The following is a 21,035-nucleotide window of genomic DNA, read 5'->3' on the forward strand; positions in this document are numbered from 1 at the left end:
GCACCGGGTGCTCAAGGTCGCTAGCCCATGCCTATAACTTCTGGTGGTATAGGAGAAGTACCAAAACAAGTATCAGTGGCGGAACGATCTCAAAAGCCAAACCCAGCAAGATTAGGATGTTAGGGTCAAGGTTTGTGTACCGATATAGAAGCAGGAGTACGCCGCCAAGAACAATCATAACGAAACCCACAGCGATCGAGACCTTGCCTGCGAAGCGATTGGCGGTGTACCAAATATCCGGGTCGGATAGGGTTTTGGGCGTTCTAAAGCCATAGATGCTGTTAGGAGGAACTTTTCCCTGCACTGCAGGGACGGACAAGCCTATCAACAACACTCCTAGAAAGAAGACTGAGACGGCCAAAGCCATGATTGACTCACGCATACCGCCCCTTCAGTCAGGATGCCCCGGCGAAGGAAAGCTCCGCCACCGCCACGGTGGGGCTCCCGTAGGCGGCGCCCAGGAGGAGCCAGTCCAGGTCGTCCCCCACCGCCTCCACCCCCTGGAGGAGTTCCAGGAGGTTTCCGCTCACGGCGAAGTTCTCCACGGCGTGCCGCACCTCCCCCTCCTCCACCCAAAGCCCCAGGGCCTGGACGGAGAAGTCCAGGCTCACGGGGTTCGCCCCGGCGTGGAGGCCCATGAGCTCGGTGACCACCACCCCTTCCGTGAGGCGGAGGTTCCCCACGGGCTCCAGGTAGAGGTTGGTGGGGGCCACCTCGAGGACCCCCCGGTAGCCCCGGGCGGCGTGGCCCGTGTTCCTCTGGCCCAGGGCCTTCGCCGTTTCCAGGTTGTGGAGGAAGGTCTTGAAGACCCCCTTCTCCACCACCACGGTGCGGGCGGTGGGGGTGCCCTCGGCGTCAAAGGGGCGGGAGAAGAGGCCCTTCTCCAGGGTGGGGTCGTCTATGAGGGTCACGAGGGGGCTCGCGATCCTCTCCCCAAGCCTCCCCAGGAGGCGGCTTTTCCCCTCCAGGGCGTTCTTGCCGGAGAGGGCTTCGGCGAAGACGGAGAGGAGCATGGCCATGGCCCTGGGCTCCAGGTAGGCCCGGTAGCGGCCCGTCCTCAGGGGCTTGGCGTGGAGGAGCCTCGCCGTCTTCTCCCGGAACTCCAGGGCGGTGCGGCCGGGCTCCAGGGCGTGGAACTCCTTCCCCGCCCGAAGGTCCCACCCCTGCTTGACGCTTTTCCCCTCGGCCATGACGAAGCTTCCCAAGAGGGCGGCGAAGCCCGTGCGGAAGCTTCCTTCCGCCCCTCGGGTGCTGGCGAGGGCCACCCGGCTTTCCCGCTCCAGGTAGCCCCCCATGAGGACGCTCTTCACCCGGGGGTCTTGGCGAAGGGCCTCTTCCAGGGCGAGGGCCGCCTCCTTCTTCCGCTCCGGGGGGGCGGAGAGGCCCTCCCCCAGGAGGTCGTGGCTTCCCAGGGGCCTTCCTTCGGGCAGGGCGCCCGCCTTGGCGGAGAGGAGGGCGTTTTCCCGGGCCTCCTCCAGGGCCCAGTCCAGGGCCTCTTGGGAAAGCTCCTCGGTGTAGGCGTAGCCCACCTTCCCTTCCGCCACCACCCGGAGGCCGAGGCCCCTTTGCCTCGCCTCCTTGATCTCCTCGAGGCGCCCTGCCCTCGCCCTCAAGGAGAGCTCCCGCTCCTCCCCGAAGAGAAGCTCCGCCTCCAGGCCCAGTTCCCGGGCCCTTCGCAGGACGTAGGCCTTGGCTTCTTCCAGGGTCATGCCCGACCTCCCACCACGATCTCGGAGACCAGCACGTGGGGCTGGCCCACCTCCACGGGCACCGCTCCCGAGAGGCTTCCGCACATGCCGGGGGCGTTTTCCAGGTCCTGGGCCGCGGCCACCACCCGCATGAGGGTCTCGGGGCCCTTGCCCACCAGCATCGCCCCCCGCACGGGCTCCTCTACCCGCCCTTTGCGGATGATGTACCCCTCCTGCACGGCGAAGTTGTACTCCCCGCTTCCCGGCTTCACCTGCCCGCCCCCCATCTCCTTGGCGTAGAGGCCGAAGTCAATGCCGGAGAAGAGGTCCTCCACCCGGGCCTCCCCGGGGGCGAGGAAGGTGTTGCGCATGCGGGAGGTGGGGGCGAAGGTGTAGTCCTGCCTGCGCCCGGAGCCCGTCATGGGGTAGCCGGTGAGGAGGTGGCCCAGCCGGTCCACCATGTAGCTCTTGAGGACGCCCTTTTCTATGAGCACGGTGCGCTCCGTGGGGCGGCCCTCGTCGTCTATCTCCGTGGAGCCCCAGGCGTGGGGCAGGGTGCCGTCGTCAATGTAGGTCACGGCGGGGCTCGCCACCGCCTCCCCCAGCTTGTCGGCGAGGACGCTCGCCTTCTTGGCCACGCTGGTGGTCTCCAGGAGGTGGCCCACGGCCTCGTGGAAGAGGACCCCGCCAAAGCCCGGGCCCACCACTACCGGGAAGGTGCCCGCGGGGGCGGGCTTGGCCTGGAGGTTGGTGAGGGCCTGGCGGGCGGCCTTCTCCCCCACCGCCTTCGGGGGGTAGAGGTCAAAGAGCTCCAGGCCCACGCTCTTGCCGGGGCCGCTGTAGCCGGTTTGCACCTCGGCCCCGTCCTGGGCCACGGCGAGGACGAAAAGCCGAGTCCGCACCCGCTTTTCCTCGGCCCACACCCCCTCGGTGTTGGCGATGAGGACCTCCTCCTCCCACTCCAGGAGGCTCGCCTCCACCTCCTTGATCTCGGGGGCGATCCTGGCCCCGGCCTCGGCCTCGAGGAGCCGCTCCAGCCGGTAGCGCCGGTCCTTCTCCCCGTAGGGCACCTTGGGGGCGTGGAGGCCCTTGGGGGTGGCCTTGCGGAAGTCCAGGCCGCCCCTTCCCCCCTCGTCCACCTTCCCTAAGGAGCCCTTGGCCCGGAGGAGGGTCTCCAGGGCCTCCATGAGGCCTTCCTGGGTGAGGTCGTTGGTGTAGGCGTAGACCACCTCGGTGCCGAAGAAGAGGCGGATTCCCGCCCCGTAGTCCAGGCCGGAGAGGGCCTCCTCCAGGGCCCCCTGGCGCACCTTCATCCGGCGCTTTTTGGCGCGCTCGGCGTAGACCTCGGCGAAGTCCGCCCCGCCCTTGAGGGCGCGGGCCAGGACCGCCTCCACGAGCTCCGGCTTGAGCATGCCCCGAGTTTACCCGGGGCTGACCCGCGGGTCAACCGCATAGGCGGAGGACCGCGGCCTCCAGGGCGAGCCAGGGGTCCTTGCCCCCCTTGGCCCGCTTTTCCGCCTCTATGAGGGTGTCTAGGGCCTCTCCCAGGGCCCCTTCCCCGAGGCCTCTTGCCGCCTCCAGGGCCTTTTGGGCGGCGTAGGGGTGGGCCTCGAGGCGGGCGAGGTCCTCCTCCTTGGGCCTGGGGTCTTCCTTCAGGAGGAAGAAGGCCCGGGCGAGGAGGGAAAACTGCCAGGAGAGGGCCCCAAGGAGCCTTAAGGGCTCTTCCCCCTCCTCCTTGAGGCGCTTGAGGCGGAGGAGGGCCTCCTTGGGGTCCTTCTTCAGCACGGCCCGCACCAGGTCAAAGCCCGTGAGGGGGGGCCTTAGGGCCACCACCCGCTCCACCCTCTCCAGGGTGAGGGGCGGGGAGAGGAGGGAAAGCTTCTCCAGCTCCCGCTCTAAGGCCTCGAGGTCCCCCTCGAGGGAGGCCAGGTACTGGGCCACCCCGCTCGGGAGCCTGAGCCCGAGGCGCTTCGCCCGGTTTTCCAGATACCGCAAGAGGTCCTTCCCCTTGGGGGTGGGGAAGTCCCGCCTTTCCCTGTTCCGGTAGAAGGCCGCCCGGGAGGGGCTTGGCCTAGGGTCCAGGAGGAGGACGGGGACGCCCTCGGGCACCTCCTCTAGGAGGGGCTTTAGGGCCTTCCACTCCGCCTCCCCTACCTCCCTCAGGTCCAGCGCCGCTCCCCCGCCCCCGAAAAGCCCCGGGGCGAGGGCCTGGGCCAGGGCCTCCGGGGTGGGCTCGGTGAAGCCGGGAAGGCCGAGGAGCTCCGCCTCCTTCCTCAAGGCCTCCCGCGCGAGAAAGGGGTCCCCGGTGAAGGCGATGACCATGCGCGTCCGCGCTTCTCCTTCCCCCCGCCCTGGGTTTAGAAGGCGTTCAGGCCCGTGGCCTCCCGCCCCAGGACCAGGGTGTGGACGTCGTGGGTGCCCTCGTAGGTGTAGACGGTCTCCAGGTTCAGCATGTGGCGGATGGCGTGGTACTCCAGGGTGATGCCGCTTCCCCCCAGGATGTCCCGGGCCATGCGGGCGGCCTGCAGGGCCTTCCAGACGTTCTGCCTTTTGGCCAGGGAGACCTGGGCGGGCGTGAGCTTCCCCTCGTCCTTGAGGCGGGAAAGCCGCCAGGCGAGGAGGAGGCCCTCCGTGTGCCAGGCGAGCATCTCGGCGAGCTTGGCCTGGACGAGCTGCTTCTTGGCGATGGGCTCGCCGAAGGTGGAACGGCTCTTGGCGAAGGCCAAGGCTTCGGTGTAGACGGCCTCGAGGGCCCCCAGGGCCCCCCAGGCGATGCCGAAGCGGGCCTGGGTGAGGCAGGAGAGGGGGGCCTTGAGGCCTCGGGCCTTGGGGAGGCGCAAGGAGTCGGGCACCCGCACCTCCTCCAGCACGAGCTCGCTCGTCACCGAGGCCCTTAGGCTCATCTTGTGCTTCACCTCCCGGGCCTGGAAGCCCGGGGTGTCGGTGGGGACGAGGAAGCCCAGGACCTCCCCCTCCTCGTCCTTGGCCCAGACCACGGCGAGGTGGGCCAGGTTGCCGTTGGTGATCCACATCTTGGTGCCGTTGAGGACCCAGGTGTCCCCCTCCCGCCTGGCCCGGGTCTTCATGTTGCCGTAGGGGTCCGAGCCCCCGTCGGGCTCGGTGAGGCCGAAGCACCCCACTAGCTCCCCCCGGGCGAGCCTCGGGAGGAACTCCCGCTTTTGCTCCTCGCTCCCGTAGGCGTAGATGGGGTACATCACCAAGGAGCTCTGCACGCTCACGAAGCTCCTGAGGCCCGAGTCCACCCGCTCCAGCTCGTAGGCGATGAGGCCGTAGGCGGCGCTACTTACCCCCGCTCCCCCGTACTCCGGGGGGAGGGTGGGGCCCAGGAAGCCCAGCTCGGCGAATCTCGGGATGAGGTGGGTGGGGAAGACCCCTTCCTCCCACCACCTGGCGATGTGGGGCAGGGCCTCCTTCTCCAGGAAGCGGCGGGCGGCCTTCTGCACCTCCTTCTCCTCCGGGGTGAGGAGGTCCTCCAGGGCGTAGAAGTCCAGCATGCCCTAAGTTTAGAGCATCCCCGCCAGGAAGCCTTCTTCCCGGATGGTGCGGATGAGGTCCATGACCGTGAGGGTCTGGGGGTCGTACTCCACCAGGACCTGGGCGGGCCCCGTGGCCTGGACCTCGCCTACCCCTTCCAGTCCCCTTAAGGCGGCCAGGACGCGCTCCATGCCCTCCGGGGTGGGCTCCCCGCGGATGCCGATGAGGACGCGGTTCATACCCCCTATTCTAGGACGCCCCGGGTCTCGCCCCGCGCTCCCCGGCTTCCCAGGACCCGGACCGCGAGGACCAAAGGCCCAAGGGCGAAGCCCTCCGCCTTCAGGGCCTCTTCCAGGTCCTTCCGCTCGGGGTCCAGGTGGAGGGCTACCTCGTAGACCCCGGCGTCGTGGGCGCTCTTCACTACCGCCCGGAGGAGGCCCTGGAGGGCCTCGAGGGTTTTCCCCTCAATCCGGGTCACCAGGACCGTGGTGGCCTCCCCCTGCCACACCGCCTGGGCCAGGGCGAAGCCCATGGGCTCCTCCCCCTCCTCGGCCAGGAAGGAATGGCCCGTGCGGGCGAAGTGGCGCACGGCGCCAAGGCTCAAGGGGCGGCTTCCCGCCACCCGGTTCAGGGCGGGGAGGTCCAGCTCGGTGAAGGGCCTGAAGCGCATGGCCCCATTATGCCCGGAAGCGGAAGCGGAGGGCCTCCAGGAGGAGGACCAGGGCCGCCAGGAGAGCCAAGAAGCGGCCCGCTCCCCCAGGGCTTCGGGGCAGGAAGCTTTCCTCGGGGGTGGGGAGGAGGGTCTCCTCGGGGGCGAGGAGGCCCGAGGCCACCTCCCGGTAGGGCTTGAGGAAGCGGTGGACCAGGAGGGGAAAGAGGGGCCGGTCCTTTATGGCCTCGAGGGGCGGGAGGTAGAGGCCATGGGGGGCGGCGTAGAGGAGGCCCACGCCCCCTTCCCCTTCCGCCAGGGCCCGCCAGGGGCCTTGGGGAGGAGGGGGCGGGGGAAGCCTCTCCCCGAGGAGGGCTACCCCCTCCAGGAGGGGGTGGGGAGCGGTGAGGAGGACGGGAAGGGGGCTTCTCCCGGAAGGGGCGAGGTAGAGGGTGGGGCCTTCGGGGGCGCCTTGGGGGACGGCGAGGCGCACCCGGACCTCGCTTCCTGGACCCGCCCCGAGGAGGCGGAAGAGCCTCTCCAGGGCGGGAAGCCTCGGGTAGTCCACCCCGAGGCGCCTGAGGCCGAAGCTCGCCCGGTCGTCCAGGGGGAGGGCGTCTTCCTCAAGCCGGGCGGAAAAGGTTGGGGGGAGGCCCAAAAGGGGGGCGAACCCCCTTGGGGGCACCTCCACCTCCCGCACCTTTCCCCCCACCTCCACCCGGGCGGTAAGCCGCCTAGGGCCCCCGTTCCCCAAGGCCAAGAACCCCTGGGCCACGGCCACGATGCCCAGGTTTTCCTGGGGGCTTCCCACCCCCAGGTACCCCTCCACCCCGGGGGGCGGGGGGCCGTCCGTGGCCACCACCACCGGGGCCTTGAGAAGCCTCCTCCCCAAGGCGACGGCCGCCTCCAGGTCCGCCCCCCGGTCCTTGGCCTCCAGGGCGAGGAGCTTTTCCTTTAGGGCCACCCCGGGAGCGGGGCCGAAGGCGGTGGGCTTTTCCCCAGCCCGCACCAAGAGGGCCACCGGGGTCCTTTCCAGAAGAGGGAGGAGCCTCTCCTTGGCGAGGTCCAGTCGGGTTTTCCGCCCTTCCCGGGCGGCCATGCTGGCCGAGGCGTCCACCACGAAGACCAGGGGGGAAGGCCCCAGGGGAGGGTCCTCCAGGGCGAGAACCATGAGGGCCGCCCCCAGGAGGAGGAGGAAAAGCCTCAGGTCCAGCCTCGGCCGGAAGCGCCTCGCCCGCCCCCGCTTCCAAAGCCACACCCCGGCCCAGGGCTTGGGCCTTGGGGCGCGCCTCCGGTAGAGGAGGTAAACGAGGAGGAGCACGAGGGGAAGGAGCCAGAGCACCCTGCCCTCAGGCTACCCCTGCTAAGTACCCCACCGCGGCCAAAGCCGCGGTGGGGGCCCCAAAAGAGCTTTCCTAAAGCCAAAGCTTGGGCATCCCGTGTTGCGAAGCCAAGGTGTGGGCACTTAGAGTGGGGGCGGTGTGGGTCTTGGGGATTGACACCTCCTGCGACGACACCGGGGTGGGCCTGGTGGAAGACGGCGAGGTGCGGGTGAACCTGGTGGCGAGCCAGGTGCGCCTCCACGAGGCCTTTGGCGGGGTGGTGCCGGAGCTCGCAAGCCGGGAGCACCTAAAGGCCCTCCCCCTCCTGGTGGAGAGGGCCTTGGCCGAGGCGGGCCTTACCCCTAAGGACCTTGGCCTCGTGGCCGCCACCCGGGGGCCCGGCCTCATCGGGGCCCTCCTCGTGGGGTACACCTACGCCAAGGGGATGGCCTGGGCCCTAGAAAGGCCCTTCTACGCCGTCCACCACCTCGAGGGCCACATCGCCGCCGCCTGGCCCGAGGGGCTAAAGCCCCCCTTCCTCGCCCTGGTGGCCTCGGGGGGGCACACCCACCTTTACGAGGTCCTGGACCTCGGCCGCTACCGCCTCCTCGGGGCCACCCGGGACGACGCCGCCGGGGAGGCCTTTGACAAGGTGGCGAGGCTTCTCGGCCTCGGCTTTCCCGGGGGGCCCGAGGTGGAGCGCCTGGCGGAGGAGGCGGAGGAGGCCATCCCCTTCCCCGTGCCCCTAAGGGACCAGAAGGGGTACGACTTCAGCTTCTCCGGCCTCAAGACCAAGGCCCTCCACCTGGTGGAGAAGGGCCTTCCCAAGGCCGCCCTCGCCAAGGGCTTCCAGGAGGCGGCCATCGCCCACCTCGCCGAGGTGGTCCTGAGGGCGGCGGAGGACACGGGCCACCGGGTCCTCCTCGTGGCCGGGGGGGTGGCGGCGAACCGGGCGCTCCAGGCGCGCTTTAAGAAGGCGGGCCTGGAGGTCTTCTTCCCGCCCCGGGGCCTTTCCCAGGACAACGGGGCCATGATCGCCCTCGCCGCCTGGCGCCGCCATCAAAGGGGCTTTCCCCCAAGCCCCCTTTCCTTGGGGGCCACGGCCTACTGGCCTTTGGAGGAGGCCTGAAGGGTTTCTCATCCCGAAGGGGTACAATCGGGCTTAGGATGCTGGCCCTCATACGGAAGCTCTTTGACAACAACGAGCGGGAGATCGCCCGCTACCAGAAGCAGGTGGTGGAGCCCACGAACCGCCTCGAGGCCGAGGTGGAGAAGATCCAAGACCTCGCCGCCGCCTACCGCGAGCTCAAGGAGAAGCACGAGAAGGGGGCCTCCCTGGAGGAGCTTCTCCCCATGGCCTTCGCCCTCACCCGGGAGTCGGCCAAGCGCTACCTGGGCATGCGCCACTTTGACGTCCAGCTCATCGGCGGGGCCGTCCTCCACGAGGGCAAGATCGCCGAGATGAAGACGGGCGAGGGCAAGACCCTGGTGGCCACCCTGGCCGTGGCCTTAAACGCCCTCACCGGCAAAGGCGTCCACGTGGTCACGGTGAACGACTACCTGGCCCGGCGCGACGCCGAGTGGATGGGGCCTGTTTACCGGGGCCTTGGCCTCTCCGTGGGGGTCATCCAGCACGCCTCCACCCCCGAGGAGCGCCGCAAGGCCTACCTTGCCGACGTCACCTACGTGACCAACGCCGAGCTCGGCTTTGACTACCTCCGGGACAACATGGCCATAAGCCCCGACCAGCTCGTTCTCCGCCACGACACGCCCCTCCACTACGCCATCATTGACGAGGTGGACTCCATCCTCATTGACGAGGCCCGCACCCCCCTCATCATCTCCGGCCCCGCGGAGAAGGCCACCGACCTCTACTACAAGATGGCGGAGATCGCCAAGAAGCTGGAAAGGGGCCTCCCCGCCGAGCCCGGGGTAAGGAAGGAGCCCACGGGGGACTACACCATAGAGGAGAAGAACCGCTCCGTCCACCTCACCCTCCAGGGCATCGCCAAGGCGGAGAAGCTCCTCGGGGTGGAGGGCCTCTTCAGCCCGGAGAACATGGAGCTCGCCCACATGCTCATCCAGGCCATCCGGGCCAAGGAGCTCTACCACCGGGACCGGGACTACATCGTCCAGGACGGCCAGGTCATCATCGTGGACGAGTTCACGGGCCGCCTCATGCCGGGCCGCCGCTACGGGGAGGGCCTCCACCAGGCCATTGAGGCCAAGGAGGGGGTCCGGATTGAGCGGGAGAACCAGACCCTGGCCACCATCACCTACCAGAACTTCTTCCGCCTCTACGAGAAGCGGGCGGGCATGACGGGCACCGCCAAGACCGAGGAGAAGGAGTTCCAGGAGATCTACGGCATGGACGTGGTGGTGGTGCCCACCAACCGCCCCATGATCCGCGTGGACTTCCCCGACGTGGTCTACCGCACGGAGAAGGGGAAGTTCTACGCCGTGGTGGAGGAGATCGCCGAGAAGTACGAGCGGGGCCAGCCCGTCCTCGTGGGCACCATCAGCATCGAGAAGTCGGAGAGGCTCTCCCAGATGCTTAAAGAGCCCAGGCTCTACCTTCCCCGGCTGGAGATGCGCCTGGAGCTCTTTAAAAAGGCCAGCGCCAAGCAGCAGGGCCCCGAGTGGGAGCGCCTAAGGAAGCTTCTGGAAAAGCCCGCAGGGCTCAAGGACGAGGACCTCGCCCCCTTTGAAGCCCTTATCCCGCCGAAGGGGAACCTCAGGGCCGCCTGGGAGGGCCTGAAGCGGGCGGTGCACACCCTCTCGGTCCTCCGCCAGGGGATCCCCCACCAGGTCCTAAACGCCAAGCACCACGCCAAGGAGGCGGAGATCGTGGCCCAGGCGGGGCGGAGCAAGACCGTCACCATCGCCACCAACATGGCGGGCCGGGGCACGGACATCAAGCTCGGGGGGAACCCCGAGTACCTGGCCGCCGCCCTTCTGGAGAAGGAGGGCTTTGACCGCTACGAGTGGAAGGTAGAGCTCTTCATCAAGAAGATGGTGGCGGGAAAGGAGGAGGAAGCGCGGGCCCTCGCCCAGGAGCTCGGGGTCCGGGAGGAGCTTCTTGCGAAGATCCGGGAGATCCGCGAGGCGTGCAAGGAGGACGAGGAAAGGGTCCGGGCCCTGGGAGGGCTTTTCATCATCGGCACCGAGCGGCACGAGTCCCGCCGCATAGACAACCAGCTCCGGGGCCGCGCCGGGCGCCAGGGGGACCCGGGGGGAAGCCGCTTCTACGTGAGTTTTGACGACGACCTCATGCGCCTCTTCGCCTCCGACCGGGTCATCGCCATGCTGGACCGGATGGGCTTTGACGACTCCGAGCCCATTGAGCACCCCATGGTGACCCGCTCCATTGAGCGGGCCCAAAAAAGGGTGGAGGACCGGAACTTCGCCATAAGGAAGCAGCTCCTGCAGTTTGACGACGTCTTAAGCCGCCAGCGGGAGGTGATCTACGCCCAGCGCCGCCTGATCCTCCTCGGGAAGGACGAGGAGGTGAAGGAGGCCGCCCTCGGCATGGTGGAGGAGACCGTGGCCTCCTTGGCGGAGAACTTCCTGAACCCCCAGGTCCACCCCGAGGACTGGGACCTCGAGGGCCTCAAGGCCGCCCTCCTGGACACCGTGCCCCAGCTTCAGGACTTCCCCTTTGAGGAGCTTAGGGGCCTGAAGGCCGAGGAGGGGGTGGAGCGCCTGGTGGAGGCCGCCCTCCGGGCCTACGAGGCCCGGGAGGCCGAGCTCTCCCCGCCCCTCATGCGGGCGGTGGAGCGCTTCGTCATCCTCAGCGTGGTGGACTCCGCCTGGAAGGAGCACCTCCACAACCTGGACGTGCTTCGTCAGGGGATTTTCCTGCGGGGCTACGGCCAGAAGGACCCCTTCCAGGAGTACAAGTTTGAGGCCACCCGCCTCTTCAACGAGATGGTGGCCTTCATCAAGAGCGAGGTGGCCAAGTTCCTCTTCCGCCTCAAGGTGGAGGCCGAGCCCGTGCGCCCCGTGCGGGAGGCCCCCTACGTGCCCGTCCCCGAGCCCGAGGCGAGGCCCCAGGAGGCCGGGGTCTTTGGGGCGGCCAAGAAGCGGCCCTCCACCCCTCCTCCCCAGCCGGGGCTCTCCCGGGCAGAGCGCCGCCGCCTGATGCGGGAGGAGAAGAAGCGGAAGAAGGAGTAGCCCAGGGCCTGGCCCTGACCGGGGCCTCAGGCCTCCACCTGGAGGCTTGCCGGGTCCAGGTTGGTGTAGACGTGCTGCACATCGTCCAGGTCTTCCAGGGCCTCCACCAGGCGCATCACCTTGGCGGCCTCCTCGGGGCTCAGGGCCACCACGTTCTGGGGGTGCTGGGCCACCTCCACCGCCTCCACCCGGACGCCCCGGGCCTTCAGGGCCTCGGCGATGCGGTAGGCCTCGGCGGGGTCGGTGTAGAGGGTGAGGCTTTCCCCCTCCTCCTCGAGGTCCAGGGCGCCAAGCTCAATGGCCGCCTCCTGGGCCGCCTCGGTGTTCTCGCACACCAGGACCCCCTTGCGCTCAAACTGCCAGGCCACGCTCCCCGAGGTGCCCAAGGAGCCCCCGTACTTACCGAAGACGTGGCGCACCTCGCTGGCGGTGCGGTTGCGGTTGTCGGTGAGGGCGTAGACCAAGACGGCCACCCCTCCGGGGGCGTAGCCCTCGTAGACTACCTCCTCGTACTGCTCGCCGCCCTCCCCACCGCCCTGAAGCTTTTGCAGGAGGCGCTCTATGTTCTCCATGGGCACGTCGTCGGCCCGGGCGGCCTCAATGGCGTTCCGTAGCTGGACGTTGGCCTCGGGGTAGGGGCTTCCCCCGGCCCGGGCCGCCGCCTGGATGGCCCGGAGGTGCTTGGAGATGATCTTGCCGCGCTTTAGGTCGTTGGCGGCTTTCTTGCGCTTGATCTGGGCCCACTTGCTATGACCGGCCATGGCTCACCTCACCCATTATAGCCATGGCCTCCAGCACCCTTTCCGCTAGGCGCTCCCCGGCCTCCCGGAAGGGGTGGAAGAGGAGGTCCACCCCGGCGGCCTTAAGGAGGGGGTCTTCCTCCAGGTGGAAGCTGGTGGCCGCCACCAGGCCGGAAAAGCCCCGTTCCTTGAGCCAGCGGGCGGCGAGGAGCTTGGCCTCGAGGTCCGGCAGGGCCAGGACCACGGCCTTGAGCCCCGAGAGGTCCAGCCTCTCCCAAAGCTCCGGGTCCTCGGCGTCCCCGTAGAGCACCCGCCGCCCCTTGGCCCGGTGGCGCTCCACCTTTTCCGGGTCGGCGTCTAAGCCCACGGGCCGCTCCCCTTTGGCCTGCAAAACCCGGTAGACCGCGCCCCCCGTGCGCCCCATCCCCACCACCAGGGCCGTGGCCCCGTCCAGCCGCTCCGGCTCCTGGTCGGGGTGGCGCCCCGGGCGCTCTAAGCGGAGGAGGAAGGGTTCCAAGCGCTTGTATAGGGTGTGGCTAAAGCGGGCCAGGGGGGCGGAGAGGGCCATGGAGAGGGCCACTAAAAGGGCCAGGGTGGGGAGGCCCGTGGGAAGGGCCCCCGTCCGCTCCAGGGCCAGGCCCACGATGAGGGCGAACTCCGAGTAGTTTCCCAGGTAGAGCCCGGCCACGAAGGCCGTCCTGGCCCTGAGGCCCGAAAGGAGAAAGAGGCCCAGGAAAAGGGGAGTCTTCAGGAGGGAGAGGAGGAGAAGACCCAAAAGGAGGCCCAGGTCCACCCCCTTAAGGCCCTGGCGCATGCCGATTTCCAGGAAAAAGGCCACCAGGAAGGCTTCCTTCAGGCTCCAGAGGGCCCGGCCCATCTCCGCTCCCTTGGGGTGCCCCGAAAGGAGGGCCCCCGCGAGGAGGGCCCCGAGCTCTGGGGAAAGCCCCACCTGGCGGAAGCCTTCCCCCCCGAGGAGGGCCACGCCGAGGCCGAAGAGGACCAGAAGCTCCTCGTGCCCGCTCCTTTCCAGAAGCCAGCCCACCCCGAAGCGGAGGAGGGGGAGGAAGAGGAGGAACACTGCCCAGGGGCTTAGCTCCTTGGCCCCGTAAAGCCCGAGAAGCCCCACGGCCACCAGGTCCTGCAGGACCAGGATGCCGATGGCCAGCCTCCCGTGGTAGGTGGTGAGCTCTTTTTTATTCTCCAGGAGCTTGGCCACCAGCACCGTGCTGGAGAAGGCCAGGGCCAGGGCCAGGGGGGGATTGGGCACCAGGAGGAAGGCCAGCAGCCCAAAGAGCAGGAGGTGAGCGCCCCCTACCCCCAGGACCCGGGGGTCCAGGAGGTCCCTTAGGCGGAGCTTGAGCCCCACGCTAAAGAGGAGGAGCAGGACCCCGATCTCCGCCGCCTGGGCCAGGAAGGCCGTTTCCCGGAAGCCCAGGCCGTGGAGGAGAAACCCCGCCCCCAGGTAGCCCACGAGGGGGGGCACCCCCTGGCGGCTCGCCACCAGGCCCAGGGCGAAGGCCACGCCCACCCACAGGGCTTCCATGCCCTAAGGGTAGCAGAGGAGGCCAAGGGGGTCCGGGTGTGCCTCCTCGGGCCCTACACCGAAAGGCCCCTAGGGCTTCCCCAGGGCCTTGTCCAAAAGGGCCTTCCACTCCTCGTAGGGCAGGAAGCCCGTGCGCTGCTCCCCGGCGATGAAGAAGGTGGGGGTCCCGGTGAGGCCGAGGTCGTTGGTCAGCCTCTGGTCGGCCAAGACGCCCTCCCGCATGCGCCCGGAGGCCAGGCACTGGCCGAAGCGGGCTTTGTCCAGGCCCAGCTGTTCGGCCAGGTCCACCAGGTAGCGGTCCAGGCCCTCGCCGCCGAGCCTCCCCCAGTCGCCCGCGGCGCGGAAGAGGGCCTCGTGGTACTCGTAGTAGCGGCCTTGCTCGTTGGCGCAGGCCGCGGCCTCTCCGGCCCGGATCACGTTCTCCTGCCCCGGGAAGGGGAAGTCGCGGAAGAGGTAGCGCACCTTACCGGTGTCTATGTATTCCGCCTTGAGCCGGGGAAGGACGTTCAGGGCGTGGTCTTGGCAGTGGGGGCAGAGGTAGTTGGAGAAGTCCACCACCACGAGGGGGGCGTCCTCCCGGCCCAGGGCGAAGCGGGCTCCTTGGGCCGGGTCCAGGCCCTTCTTCCCTTTGGGCCCGAGGAAGATCCAGCCCAGGCCCAGGAGGGCCAGGCCCAGGATGACCAGCACTAGGGCGCGGGGCATGGGCCTACTCTACCACGGGAAGGGTGAGAAGGCGTTAGGTGGGATAGGGGGCCTGCCGGGCTTCCCCTTCCGGGGTCACGTAGAAGGGAGAGGCGTCGGTGGAGACCAGGGTTTCCCCCTCTATGGCCTCCTGGAGGTCCCTGGGCAGGACGAACATGGCCTCGAGGTAGGGGGCGGTAAGGTGGCGGAGGGCGAGGCCCCGCTCCCGGATGCGGGCCTCTATGACCCCCTCGGAGAAGGCCGCCGGGTCAAAGGCGTCGGAGGCCAGGAGGAAGCCGAAGTTCAGGAAGAAGCCCGGGATGTGGTTCTTGTAGCTCCGCACGTACCGGAAGGCCTCCCGCACCGTGCGGTGGACCACGGGGTGGACCCGGTGGTGGGTGAGGAGGATCATCCCCGCCTGCATCCCCATCACGCCCCCCGGGTTCAGGTGGGCCTTCACCAGGCGGTAGAACTCCACGGTGTAGAGGAGCCGGGCCGGGTTTTCCTCCCCCACGGGGTCGGTGAGGTCAATGACGATGACGTCGTACCGCTCCTCCGTGCGCTCCAGGTAGGCCCGGGCATCGTCAATGACGAGGACGGCCCTGGGGTCGTCAAAGGCCCCCTGGTGCCACTCGGGCATGTGCCGCTTGGCCACCTCCACCAGCTCCCCGTCGATGTCCACCATCACCGCCCTTTCCACCGTGGGGTGCTTGAGGACCTCCCTAAGGGTGGCTCCTTCCCCGCCCCCCACGATGAGGACCCGCCTGGGCTCGGGGTGGGTGAGCATGGCGGGGTGGACCAGGGTTTCGTGGTAGACGTACTCGTCCCGCTCGGTGCTCTGCACGTCCTTGTCCAGGACGAGCACCTTGCCGAAGCCCTTGGTCTCAAAGAGGAAGTAGTCCTGGTACCGGGTGCGCCCCGAGGCGATGACCCGCTCCATGCGGCGCACCATGGTCTCGTAGGGGGTGATGTGCTCAAAGAAGTACATCCCGTAGTCCATAACTCCTCCTCTTAGGCCTTTTCCGCGCCGAAGCCGCGGCGCTTAATGGCGTGCTCCGTGCCTCGCCAGTAGCGGAAGGCGGACTCCTCCTTGGCCCCGAAGGCCCGGGTGAGCCCTTTGAGCACCTCCTCCGGGTCCACCCCGTCCCGGTAGAAGTAGAGGTCCAGGGTGGCGGAGGCGTTGTCCTCGGGCCAGGTGTGGATCATCACCGCGGCCACGGGGCTCACCACCGCCGCGGAAAGCCCCTGGGGGTGGAACTTGTACACCACCGACTGGGCCGAATCCTTGGGGGCCCCGAGGCGCATCACCGCGTCCAGGAGGGCCGCCTCCACCATCTTGGGGTTTTCCAAAACCGACACATCGCACCCGTAGATCTCCGCTACCCAGCGCCCGCCCGGCACCGTTTCCACAAGCGCCTATCATAGCCCCCCGGGGGAGGGGGGGCAAGCCCCCTAGCCGAAGAAGTCCTTGAGCTGGTCCTTGGTGACGAGGACCTCCCGGGGCTTGGAGCCCTTGGGGGGGCCCACGATGCCCATGGCCTCGAGGGCGTCCATGAGCTTGCCGGCGCGGGCGTGGCCCACGGAAAGCCGCCGTTGCAGGCGGCTCACCGAGCCGTACCCCTCCTCCACCACGATCTCCGCCGCCTTCCTCAGGAGGGGGTCGGAGAAGTCCACCTCCCCGGGTCCTCCGGCCTCCGGGGCCCTTGGGGGCTCAAAGTCGGCTCCGTAAGCCTCGGCGAAGCAGTCTTCATAGCTTTGGCCCCGCAGGAAGCCGGCCAGGCGGGCCACCTCCTCCTCGGAAACGTAGGGCACCTGCAGGCGCACCGGCTTGGGGAGGCCCGGCTGGTGGAAGAGGGCGTCCCCCTGGCCGATGAGCTTCTCCGCCCCCTGGGTGTCCAGGATGGTGCGGGAGTCAAACCCGCTGGAGACGGCGAAGGCCAGGCGGGCGGGGACGTTCACCTTGATGAGGGAGGTGAGGATGTCCACGCTGGGCCGCTGGGTGGCGAGGACGAGGTGCATCCCCGTGGCCCGGGCCATCTGGGCGAGGCGCAAAATGGCCGCCTCCACCTCCTTGGGGGCGGTCATCATGAGGTCGGCGAGCTCGTCCACCACGATGACCAGGTAGGGCAGGGCCTCCTCGGGCCCCACCTTGGCGTTGTACTGCTCCAGGTTCCTCGCCCCCACCTGGCTCATCATCCGGTAGCGCCTTTCCATGTGGGCCACGGCCCCCTGAAGCACCCCGGCCGCCTCATCGGGGCTCGTGACCACGGGGCGCACCAGGTGAGGGATGCCCTCGTAGGGGGTGAGCTCCACCATCTTGGGGTCAATGAGGATGAGGCGCAAGCTCGTGGGCAGGTGCTTGAAGAGGAGGCTCTGGATGAGGACGTTGATGGCCACGCTCTTTCCGCTTCCCGTGGAGCCGGCGATGAGGAGGTGGGGCATCTTGGCGAGGTCCCTCACCCAGATCTCCCCCTCTATGCTCTTGCCGAGGACGAGGGGGAGGAGGGCCTTGGCGTGCTGGAAGGCGGGGGAGAGGACGGCCTCGGAGAAGCGGACCAGTTCCCGCTTGGGGTTTGGCACCTCGAGGCCCACGGTGTTCTTCCCGGGGATGGGGGCCTCCACCCGCACCGCCCCCACCGCCAGGGCCCGGGCCAGGTCGTTTTGCAGGCTCTGGATGCGGCTGATCTTTTCCCCGGGGGCGGGAAGGAGCTCGTAGCGGGTCACGCTCGGTCCCCGGGCGTGGCCCACCACCTCCGCCTGGACCCCGAACTGCTTCAGGGTCTCGGCGATAGCCTTTTTCAGGCGCTCCGCTTCCTCCTCCAGGGCCCGCTTCCTTTCCTTGGGCTCCGGGGGGTCCAGGAGGTCGGGGGTGGGGAGGGCGAGGGCGGTGCTTTGGGCGGGGGAGGGCTTGGGGGCCTTCGGGGGTTTAGGGGCTTCCCGCGGGGGCTCGGGGAAGACCAGGTCCAGGTCTAGGGGGGGCTCGGGCTCCGGGGGGCTTTGGGCCTCGGGGGGAGGGGCGCCGGTGAGGAGGGCCCTAAGGCCTTCCCTCTGGGCCTCGGGGTGGGCCTGAAGGAAGCGGAGCCAGCGGGAAAACTCCTGGAAGCGGGCCTCCAGGTCCTCCACAAGGCTGGACGCCTCTTCCCACCGGGACTGCCTTTCCAGAAGGAGGCGCCTTCCCCGAAGGAGCCCCTTCGGGCTCGCCCGCACCCGGACCGGTTCCGCGAGCCCCTTGATGCGGGCGAGGAGGGCCTGGGCCTCGAGGAAGAGGGCGGCCCGTCTCTCCTCTAGGGCGTCCCTTAAGGGGCCCTCCCCGGCCAGGGGTTGGCTTAGGGCCTGGAGGAGGGCCTGGAGCCTGGGGAGAAGGGGGCGCTCCTCCTCGGCAAGGCGCTTCTCCAGCTCCGCAGCGCGTTCCTGAAGGAAGCTTTTTAGGGCCCTTTCCACCTCTGGGAGCTCCTTGGGGCTCAGGCTCTGGGCCAAGGCCTTGAGGGCGGCGTGCTCGGGGTAGAGGCGGGCGAGGGCGCCGATGCGGTGCCGCAGGAGGAGGGTCTTAACCCCGTGCCGCCCCTTGCGCACCCCTTCCACCCCAAGGCGGAAGGCGGAGAGGAAGAGGTGGAAAGGGGGGCGGCCCCGCCAAAGGTCCACCACCACGGAGGCTACAAGGAGGGGAAGGAAGAGCCCCAGGAGGCCGGCCTTGGCCTCCAGGGCCGCCTTCCAACCCTGGCCCAGCCTTCCGGAGAGGGGCCCGAGGAGGGGGAGGAGGCTTAGGGCCAAGAGGTGGAGGAAGAGGAGGTGGCGCAAAAGGGGCCTTAGGGGCTTATGGCGGTAGAGGGCGCGGGCCAGGGGAAAGAGGCTCAGGGCCAGGAGGTAGGCGGGAAGCCCGAGGAGGCCGTAGAAGTGGGTCTCCAGGAGGGTCCCGAGGGCGCCTGTGGGGACCCCCAAGGGGGCGAGAAGGAAGACTCCCAGCGCCGCCACCGCGGCGGACCAGGCCTCGAGGTCGCGGTTGGGAAGGGGTTTGGCGGTGGGCCTCCGCTTGGCCATCGGAGCCATTATAAAGGGCCGAGCCCCCTGGGGCGCAGGTCCCAGGGGGCTTCCGGTGAGGGAGGCTAGCGCTTGAGCTCCTTGATCACCGCCTGGGTGAGGTCGGTGTCCTCGTCGGCGTAGACCACGAGGCCCGACTGGGCCGCCACCTGGCGGCTCATGACCACGGCGAAGCCCTGGGCCTTGGCCACCTTGGCGATGGCCTGGTCCACCTCCTCGAGGATGGGCTTGAGCACGGGGTTCTGCCGGTCTTGCCACTTCTTGAGGGTGTCCTGGTAGGTCTTGGCCAGGGCCTCGTAGTCCTGGCGCTCCTTGGCCGTGGCCTGGCCGGAGCGCACCTTTTGGTCCAGGGGCTTGAGCTTCTCCTCCAGGGGGGCGAGCTCCTTGCGGGCCTGGGCCTGGAGGTCCAGGACCTTCTTGTAGTCGGGGTGGGCCTGCACCAGGGCATCGGCGTCCACGAAGCCCACGCGGGTGGCCACGTTCTTGTTCTGGGCCAGCATGGGGGTGAGGAGGGCGCCGAGGGCCAGGAAGAGGGCCGCGAGGGAAAGCCGCTTCATGGGAAAAAGCTTACGGGCCAAGGGTTAGGCGAAGGTGAGAGGAGGCTGCCTTTCCTTTAGGGGTGAGGGCGTGTAGGATGGGTGCCCGGAGGTGGATATGCGCAAGGCGGCGTGGCTTTTCCTGTTTCTCCTTCTGAGCGGCCTGGCTTCGGCCCAGCGGGCGGTTTCCTTGAGGCTATCCCTCCCCAACCCCGGCCCGGGGCTTGGGCTCGGCCTCGAGGCTCCTTTGGAGCGCAACTTAGCCCTACGCGTTTTCGGGGACCTTTTCCCCGGGGGGCCCAGCGTCCTCTTGGCCGGGGAGGTCCTCTTCAAGCCCGACCTGGGCCAGCTGGACCGGGACCTGAGGGGCATCCGCCCCTACTTTGGGGGAGGTCTTGGCGCCTATTTCGGCGGCGCGGGGGAGGTGGGGCTCCACCTCTCTTTTGGGGCGGAGTTTCTCCTGGACCCCCGCACCGGCTTCTTCGTGGACGGGGAGTACTTCTACGCCTTTGGCGGCGGCCGCTTTGGCCGCGCGGTGATCGGGGCCAACCTCCGCTGAGGCTGGTCTTCCCCCTCCGGCGCGCCGGAGGGGACATTTTTCACCGGGCCTCCGGGTAGACTAAAAGGGGAGGTGAACCATGCTGGTCCGGGACTGGATGACCAAGAACCCCCTCACCGTCCCCCCCGATACCCCCGTGCTGGAAGCCATCAACCTTTTGAAGGGCCGGGGCTTTCGCCGTCTGCCGGTGGTGAAGGACGGCAAGCTCATCGGCCTGGTCACGGACAAGGACCTGAAGGACGCCATGCCCTCCAAGGCCACCACCCTCTCGGTGTGGGAGCTCAACTACCTTCTCTCCAAACTCACGGTGCAGGAGGTGATGGCCAAGCCCGTGGTCACCGTGGGGGCCGAGGAGCCCCTGGAGAAGGCGGCGCTCCTTATGGAGGAGAAGAAGATCGGCGGCCTCCCGGTGATGGAGGGGGAGAGGCTGGTGGGCATCATCACCGTGACCGACGTACTTCGGGCCTTCATTGAGGCCCTGGGCCTGAAGCTTGGGGGCCTTCGCATCACCGTGGACGTCCCCGACGTGCCCGGGGCCCTGGCCCAGATGGCCCAGGCCGTGCCCCCGGCCAACATCGTTTCCATCGCCACGGCGGCCCATCTTCCCAGCTACCAGCGCCTGGTGATGCGGGTGGTGGGGGAGCAGGTGGAAAAGGTCCCCGACCGCTTGAGGGCCGCGGGGGAAAGGGTGGTGGACGTCCGGGCCGGTTAGGCGCCGTTCTGGTAGGCGGGGTAGGAGCCCAGGACCTTCAGGAAGGCCGCCCGCCTCAGGAGGCCGAGGAGGGCTTGGGCGGGTCCTGGGTCTTCCACGTGGCCCTCGAGGTCCAGGTAAAAGAGGTAGCTAAAGGGCTTGTCCCGGCGGGGCCTGGACTCCAGCTTGGTGAGGTTGACCCCGGCCTCGGCGAAGACGGAAAGGGCCTCCAAAAGCCCCCCCGGGCGGTGGCGTACGGCGAAAACGACGCTGGTCTTGTGGGGGCCATCCCCCTTTTTCGTCTCCTCGCGCCCAATGACGAAGAAACGCGTGTAGTTGTGGGGGTAATCCTCTATGTTCTCCGCCAGGACCTCGAGGCCGTAAAGCTCCGCCGCCCGCCTCGAGGCGATGGCCCCCACCCCGGGCTCGGGGTGCTCCGCCAGGGCCCGGGCGGCCCCCGCGGTGTCGTAGACGGGGATGGGGGTAAGGTGCATGCGGGCCAGGAAGCCGTCGCACTGGGCCAGGGCCTGGGGGTGGCTCTTCACCGCGTGCAGATCCTTGAGCGTCGTGCCCTTGGGGGCGAGAAGGCAGTGCTCCACCCGGTGGACGATCTCTCCCACCACGTGGAGGTCGCTTTCCAGGAGGAGGTCGTAGGTCTGGTTGATGCTCCCCGCCGTGGTGTTCTCCACCGGCACCACCCCAAGCTCCGCCTCGCCCGCCTCCACCGCCTCAAAGACCTGGTGAAAGGTGGGAAAGCCCACGGGCTTCGCCTCGGGGAAGGCCTTGAGCAGGGCCTCTTCGCTGTAGGCTCCTTCTGTGCCCTGGAAGGCGATCCTCATCGCCCCATGATACCTTTTCTGGGAGCCCGGCGGGAAAGCCACCCTTGGCGAAGCATGGGTTTCGTGGCGCGCCTTCTCGTC

Annotated in this window: 20 protein-coding genes; 4 read left to right on the plus strand and 16 right to left on the minus strand. The window is 68.6% G+C overall.

Going from position 1 to position 21,035, the window contains the following annotated elements; translation table 11 throughout:
- Positions 1–31 precede the first annotated feature (31 nt).
- The 8 genes from ABJK26_RS06620 to ABJK26_RS06655 are packed head-to-tail and all read right to left on the minus strand — an operon-like array spanning position 32 to position 7,174.
- A complete protein-coding gene (locus ABJK26_RS06620; protein ID WP_347241493.1) occupies positions 32–382 on the minus strand; it encodes an SdpI family protein in 351 nt (116 codons plus the stop codon).
- Between the two features lie 13 nt (positions 383–395).
- Positions 396–1,709: a TldD/PmbA family protein gene (locus ABJK26_RS06625; protein ID WP_347241494.1), complete on the minus strand. Its 1,314-nt coding sequence runs from the start codon at positions 1,707–1,709 to the stop codon at positions 396–398.
- Complete coding sequence (locus ABJK26_RS06630) at positions 1,706–3,100, minus strand: TldD/PmbA family protein (protein ID WP_347241495.1); 1,395 nt, start codon at positions 3,098–3,100, stop codon at positions 1,706–1,708. Before ABJK26_RS06630 ends, ABJK26_RS06625 begins: the two co-directional genes overlap by 4 nt.
- 31 nt (positions 3,101–3,131) lie before the next feature.
- Positions 3,132–4,010 carry a DNA polymerase III subunit delta gene (gene holA / locus ABJK26_RS06635; RefSeq protein WP_347241496.1) on the minus strand — a complete coding sequence of 293 codons (879 nt, stop codon included), beginning with the start codon at positions 4,008–4,010 and terminating at the stop codon, positions 3,132–3,134.
- Between the two features lie 35 nt (positions 4,011–4,045).
- Positions 4,046–5,203 (minus strand): acyl-CoA dehydrogenase family protein, encoded by a 1,158-nt coding sequence (locus ABJK26_RS06640; protein WP_347241497.1) that lies wholly within the window; start codon positions 5,201–5,203, stop codon positions 4,046–4,048.
- A 9-nt stretch (positions 5,204–5,212) separates the two neighbouring features.
- Positions 5,213–5,422 carry a heavy-metal-associated domain-containing protein gene (locus ABJK26_RS06645; RefSeq protein WP_347241498.1) on the minus strand — a complete coding sequence of 70 codons (210 nt, stop codon included), beginning with the start codon at positions 5,420–5,422 and terminating at the stop codon, positions 5,213–5,215.
- A gap of 5 nt (positions 5,423–5,427) precedes the next feature.
- The gene (locus ABJK26_RS06650; RefSeq protein WP_347241499.1) at positions 5,428–5,853 is read right to left on the minus strand and encodes a DUF1999 family protein; all 426 of its coding nucleotides are present in this window, start codon (positions 5,851–5,853) and stop codon (positions 5,428–5,430) included.
- Between the two features lie 7 nt (positions 5,854–5,860).
- Positions 5,861–7,174, minus strand: a complete 1,314-nt coding sequence (locus ABJK26_RS06655) for a VWA domain-containing protein (protein ID WP_347241500.1) — start codon at positions 7,172–7,174, stop codon at positions 5,861–5,863.
- A gap of 137 nt (positions 7,175–7,311) precedes the next feature.
- Here ABJK26_RS06655 and tsaD point away from each other — a divergent pair, with 137 nt between their 5' ends.
- Complete coding sequence (gene tsaD / locus ABJK26_RS06660) at positions 7,312–8,283, plus strand: tRNA (adenosine(37)-N6)-threonylcarbamoyltransferase complex transferase subunit TsaD (RefSeq protein WP_347241501.1); 972 nt, start codon at positions 7,312–7,314, stop codon at positions 8,281–8,283.
- A gap of 38 nt (positions 8,284–8,321) precedes the next feature.
- Entirely contained in the window at positions 8,322–11,327 is a 3,006-nt protein-coding gene (secA, locus tag ABJK26_RS06665; protein WP_347241502.1) for a preprotein translocase subunit SecA, read from the plus strand.
- A gap of 26 nt (positions 11,328–11,353) precedes the next feature.
- Here secA and ABJK26_RS06670 read toward each other — a convergent pair whose 3' ends face one another.
- The 7 genes from ABJK26_RS06670 to ABJK26_RS06700 form a co-directional block, all read right to left on the minus strand.
- Complete coding sequence (locus ABJK26_RS06670) at positions 11,354–12,088, minus strand: YebC/PmpR family DNA-binding transcriptional regulator (RefSeq protein WP_347241503.1); 735 nt, start codon at positions 12,086–12,088, stop codon at positions 11,354–11,356.
- Entirely contained in the window at positions 12,075–13,610 is a 1,536-nt protein-coding gene (locus tag ABJK26_RS06675) for a cation:proton antiporter family protein (protein ID WP_347241504.1), read from the minus strand. Before ABJK26_RS06675 ends, ABJK26_RS06670 begins: the two co-directional genes overlap by 14 nt.
- A gap of 69 nt (positions 13,611–13,679) precedes the next feature.
- Positions 13,680–14,312, minus strand: a complete 633-nt coding sequence (locus tag ABJK26_RS06680) for a DsbA family protein (RefSeq protein ID WP_347241505.1) — start codon at positions 14,310–14,312, stop codon at positions 13,680–13,682.
- Positions 14,313–14,346: 34 nt separating this feature from the next.
- The gene (gene speE / locus ABJK26_RS06685) at positions 14,347–15,291 is read right to left on the minus strand and encodes a polyamine aminopropyltransferase (RefSeq protein ID WP_347241506.1); all 945 of its coding nucleotides are present in this window, start codon (positions 15,289–15,291) and stop codon (positions 14,347–14,349) included.
- Between the two features lie 11 nt (positions 15,292–15,302).
- On the minus strand, positions 15,303–15,701 hold the full coding sequence (locus ABJK26_RS06690; RefSeq protein ID WP_347241507.1) for an S-adenosylmethionine decarboxylase: 399 nt from the start codon (positions 15,699–15,701) through the stop codon (positions 15,303–15,305).
- Between the two features lie 42 nt (positions 15,702–15,743).
- Positions 15,744–18,329: a DNA translocase FtsK gene (locus ABJK26_RS06695; protein WP_347241508.1), complete on the minus strand. Its 2,586-nt coding sequence runs from the start codon at positions 18,327–18,329 to the stop codon at positions 15,744–15,746.
- Positions 18,330–18,394: 65 nt separating this feature from the next.
- Positions 18,395–18,886 (minus strand): OmpH family outer membrane protein, encoded by a 492-nt coding sequence (locus ABJK26_RS06700; RefSeq protein ID WP_347241509.1) that lies wholly within the window; start codon positions 18,884–18,886, stop codon positions 18,395–18,397.
- Between the two features lie 97 nt (positions 18,887–18,983).
- Between ABJK26_RS06700 and ABJK26_RS06705 the strand changes: the two genes are divergently transcribed.
- Positions 18,984–19,424: a hypothetical protein gene (locus ABJK26_RS06705; RefSeq protein WP_347241510.1), complete on the plus strand. Its 441-nt coding sequence runs from the start codon at positions 18,984–18,986 to the stop codon at positions 19,422–19,424.
- A 79-nt stretch (positions 19,425–19,503) separates the two neighbouring features.
- Positions 19,504–20,136: a CBS and ACT domain-containing protein gene (locus ABJK26_RS06710; RefSeq protein WP_347241511.1), complete on the plus strand. Its 633-nt coding sequence runs from the start codon at positions 19,504–19,506 to the stop codon at positions 20,134–20,136.
- Here ABJK26_RS06710 and pheA read toward each other — a convergent pair.
- Positions 20,133–20,954: a prephenate dehydratase gene (pheA, locus tag ABJK26_RS06715; RefSeq protein ID WP_347241512.1), complete on the minus strand. Its 822-nt coding sequence runs from the start codon at positions 20,952–20,954 to the stop codon at positions 20,133–20,135. The genes ABJK26_RS06710 and pheA overlap by 4 nt on opposite strands.
- Positions 20,955–21,035 lie beyond the last annotated feature (81 nt).

The sequence above is a fragment of the Thermus sp. genome (assembly GCF_039793865.1).
In the GTDB taxonomy this organism is placed as follows: domain Bacteria; phylum Deinococcota; class Deinococci; order Deinococcales; family Thermaceae; genus Thermus.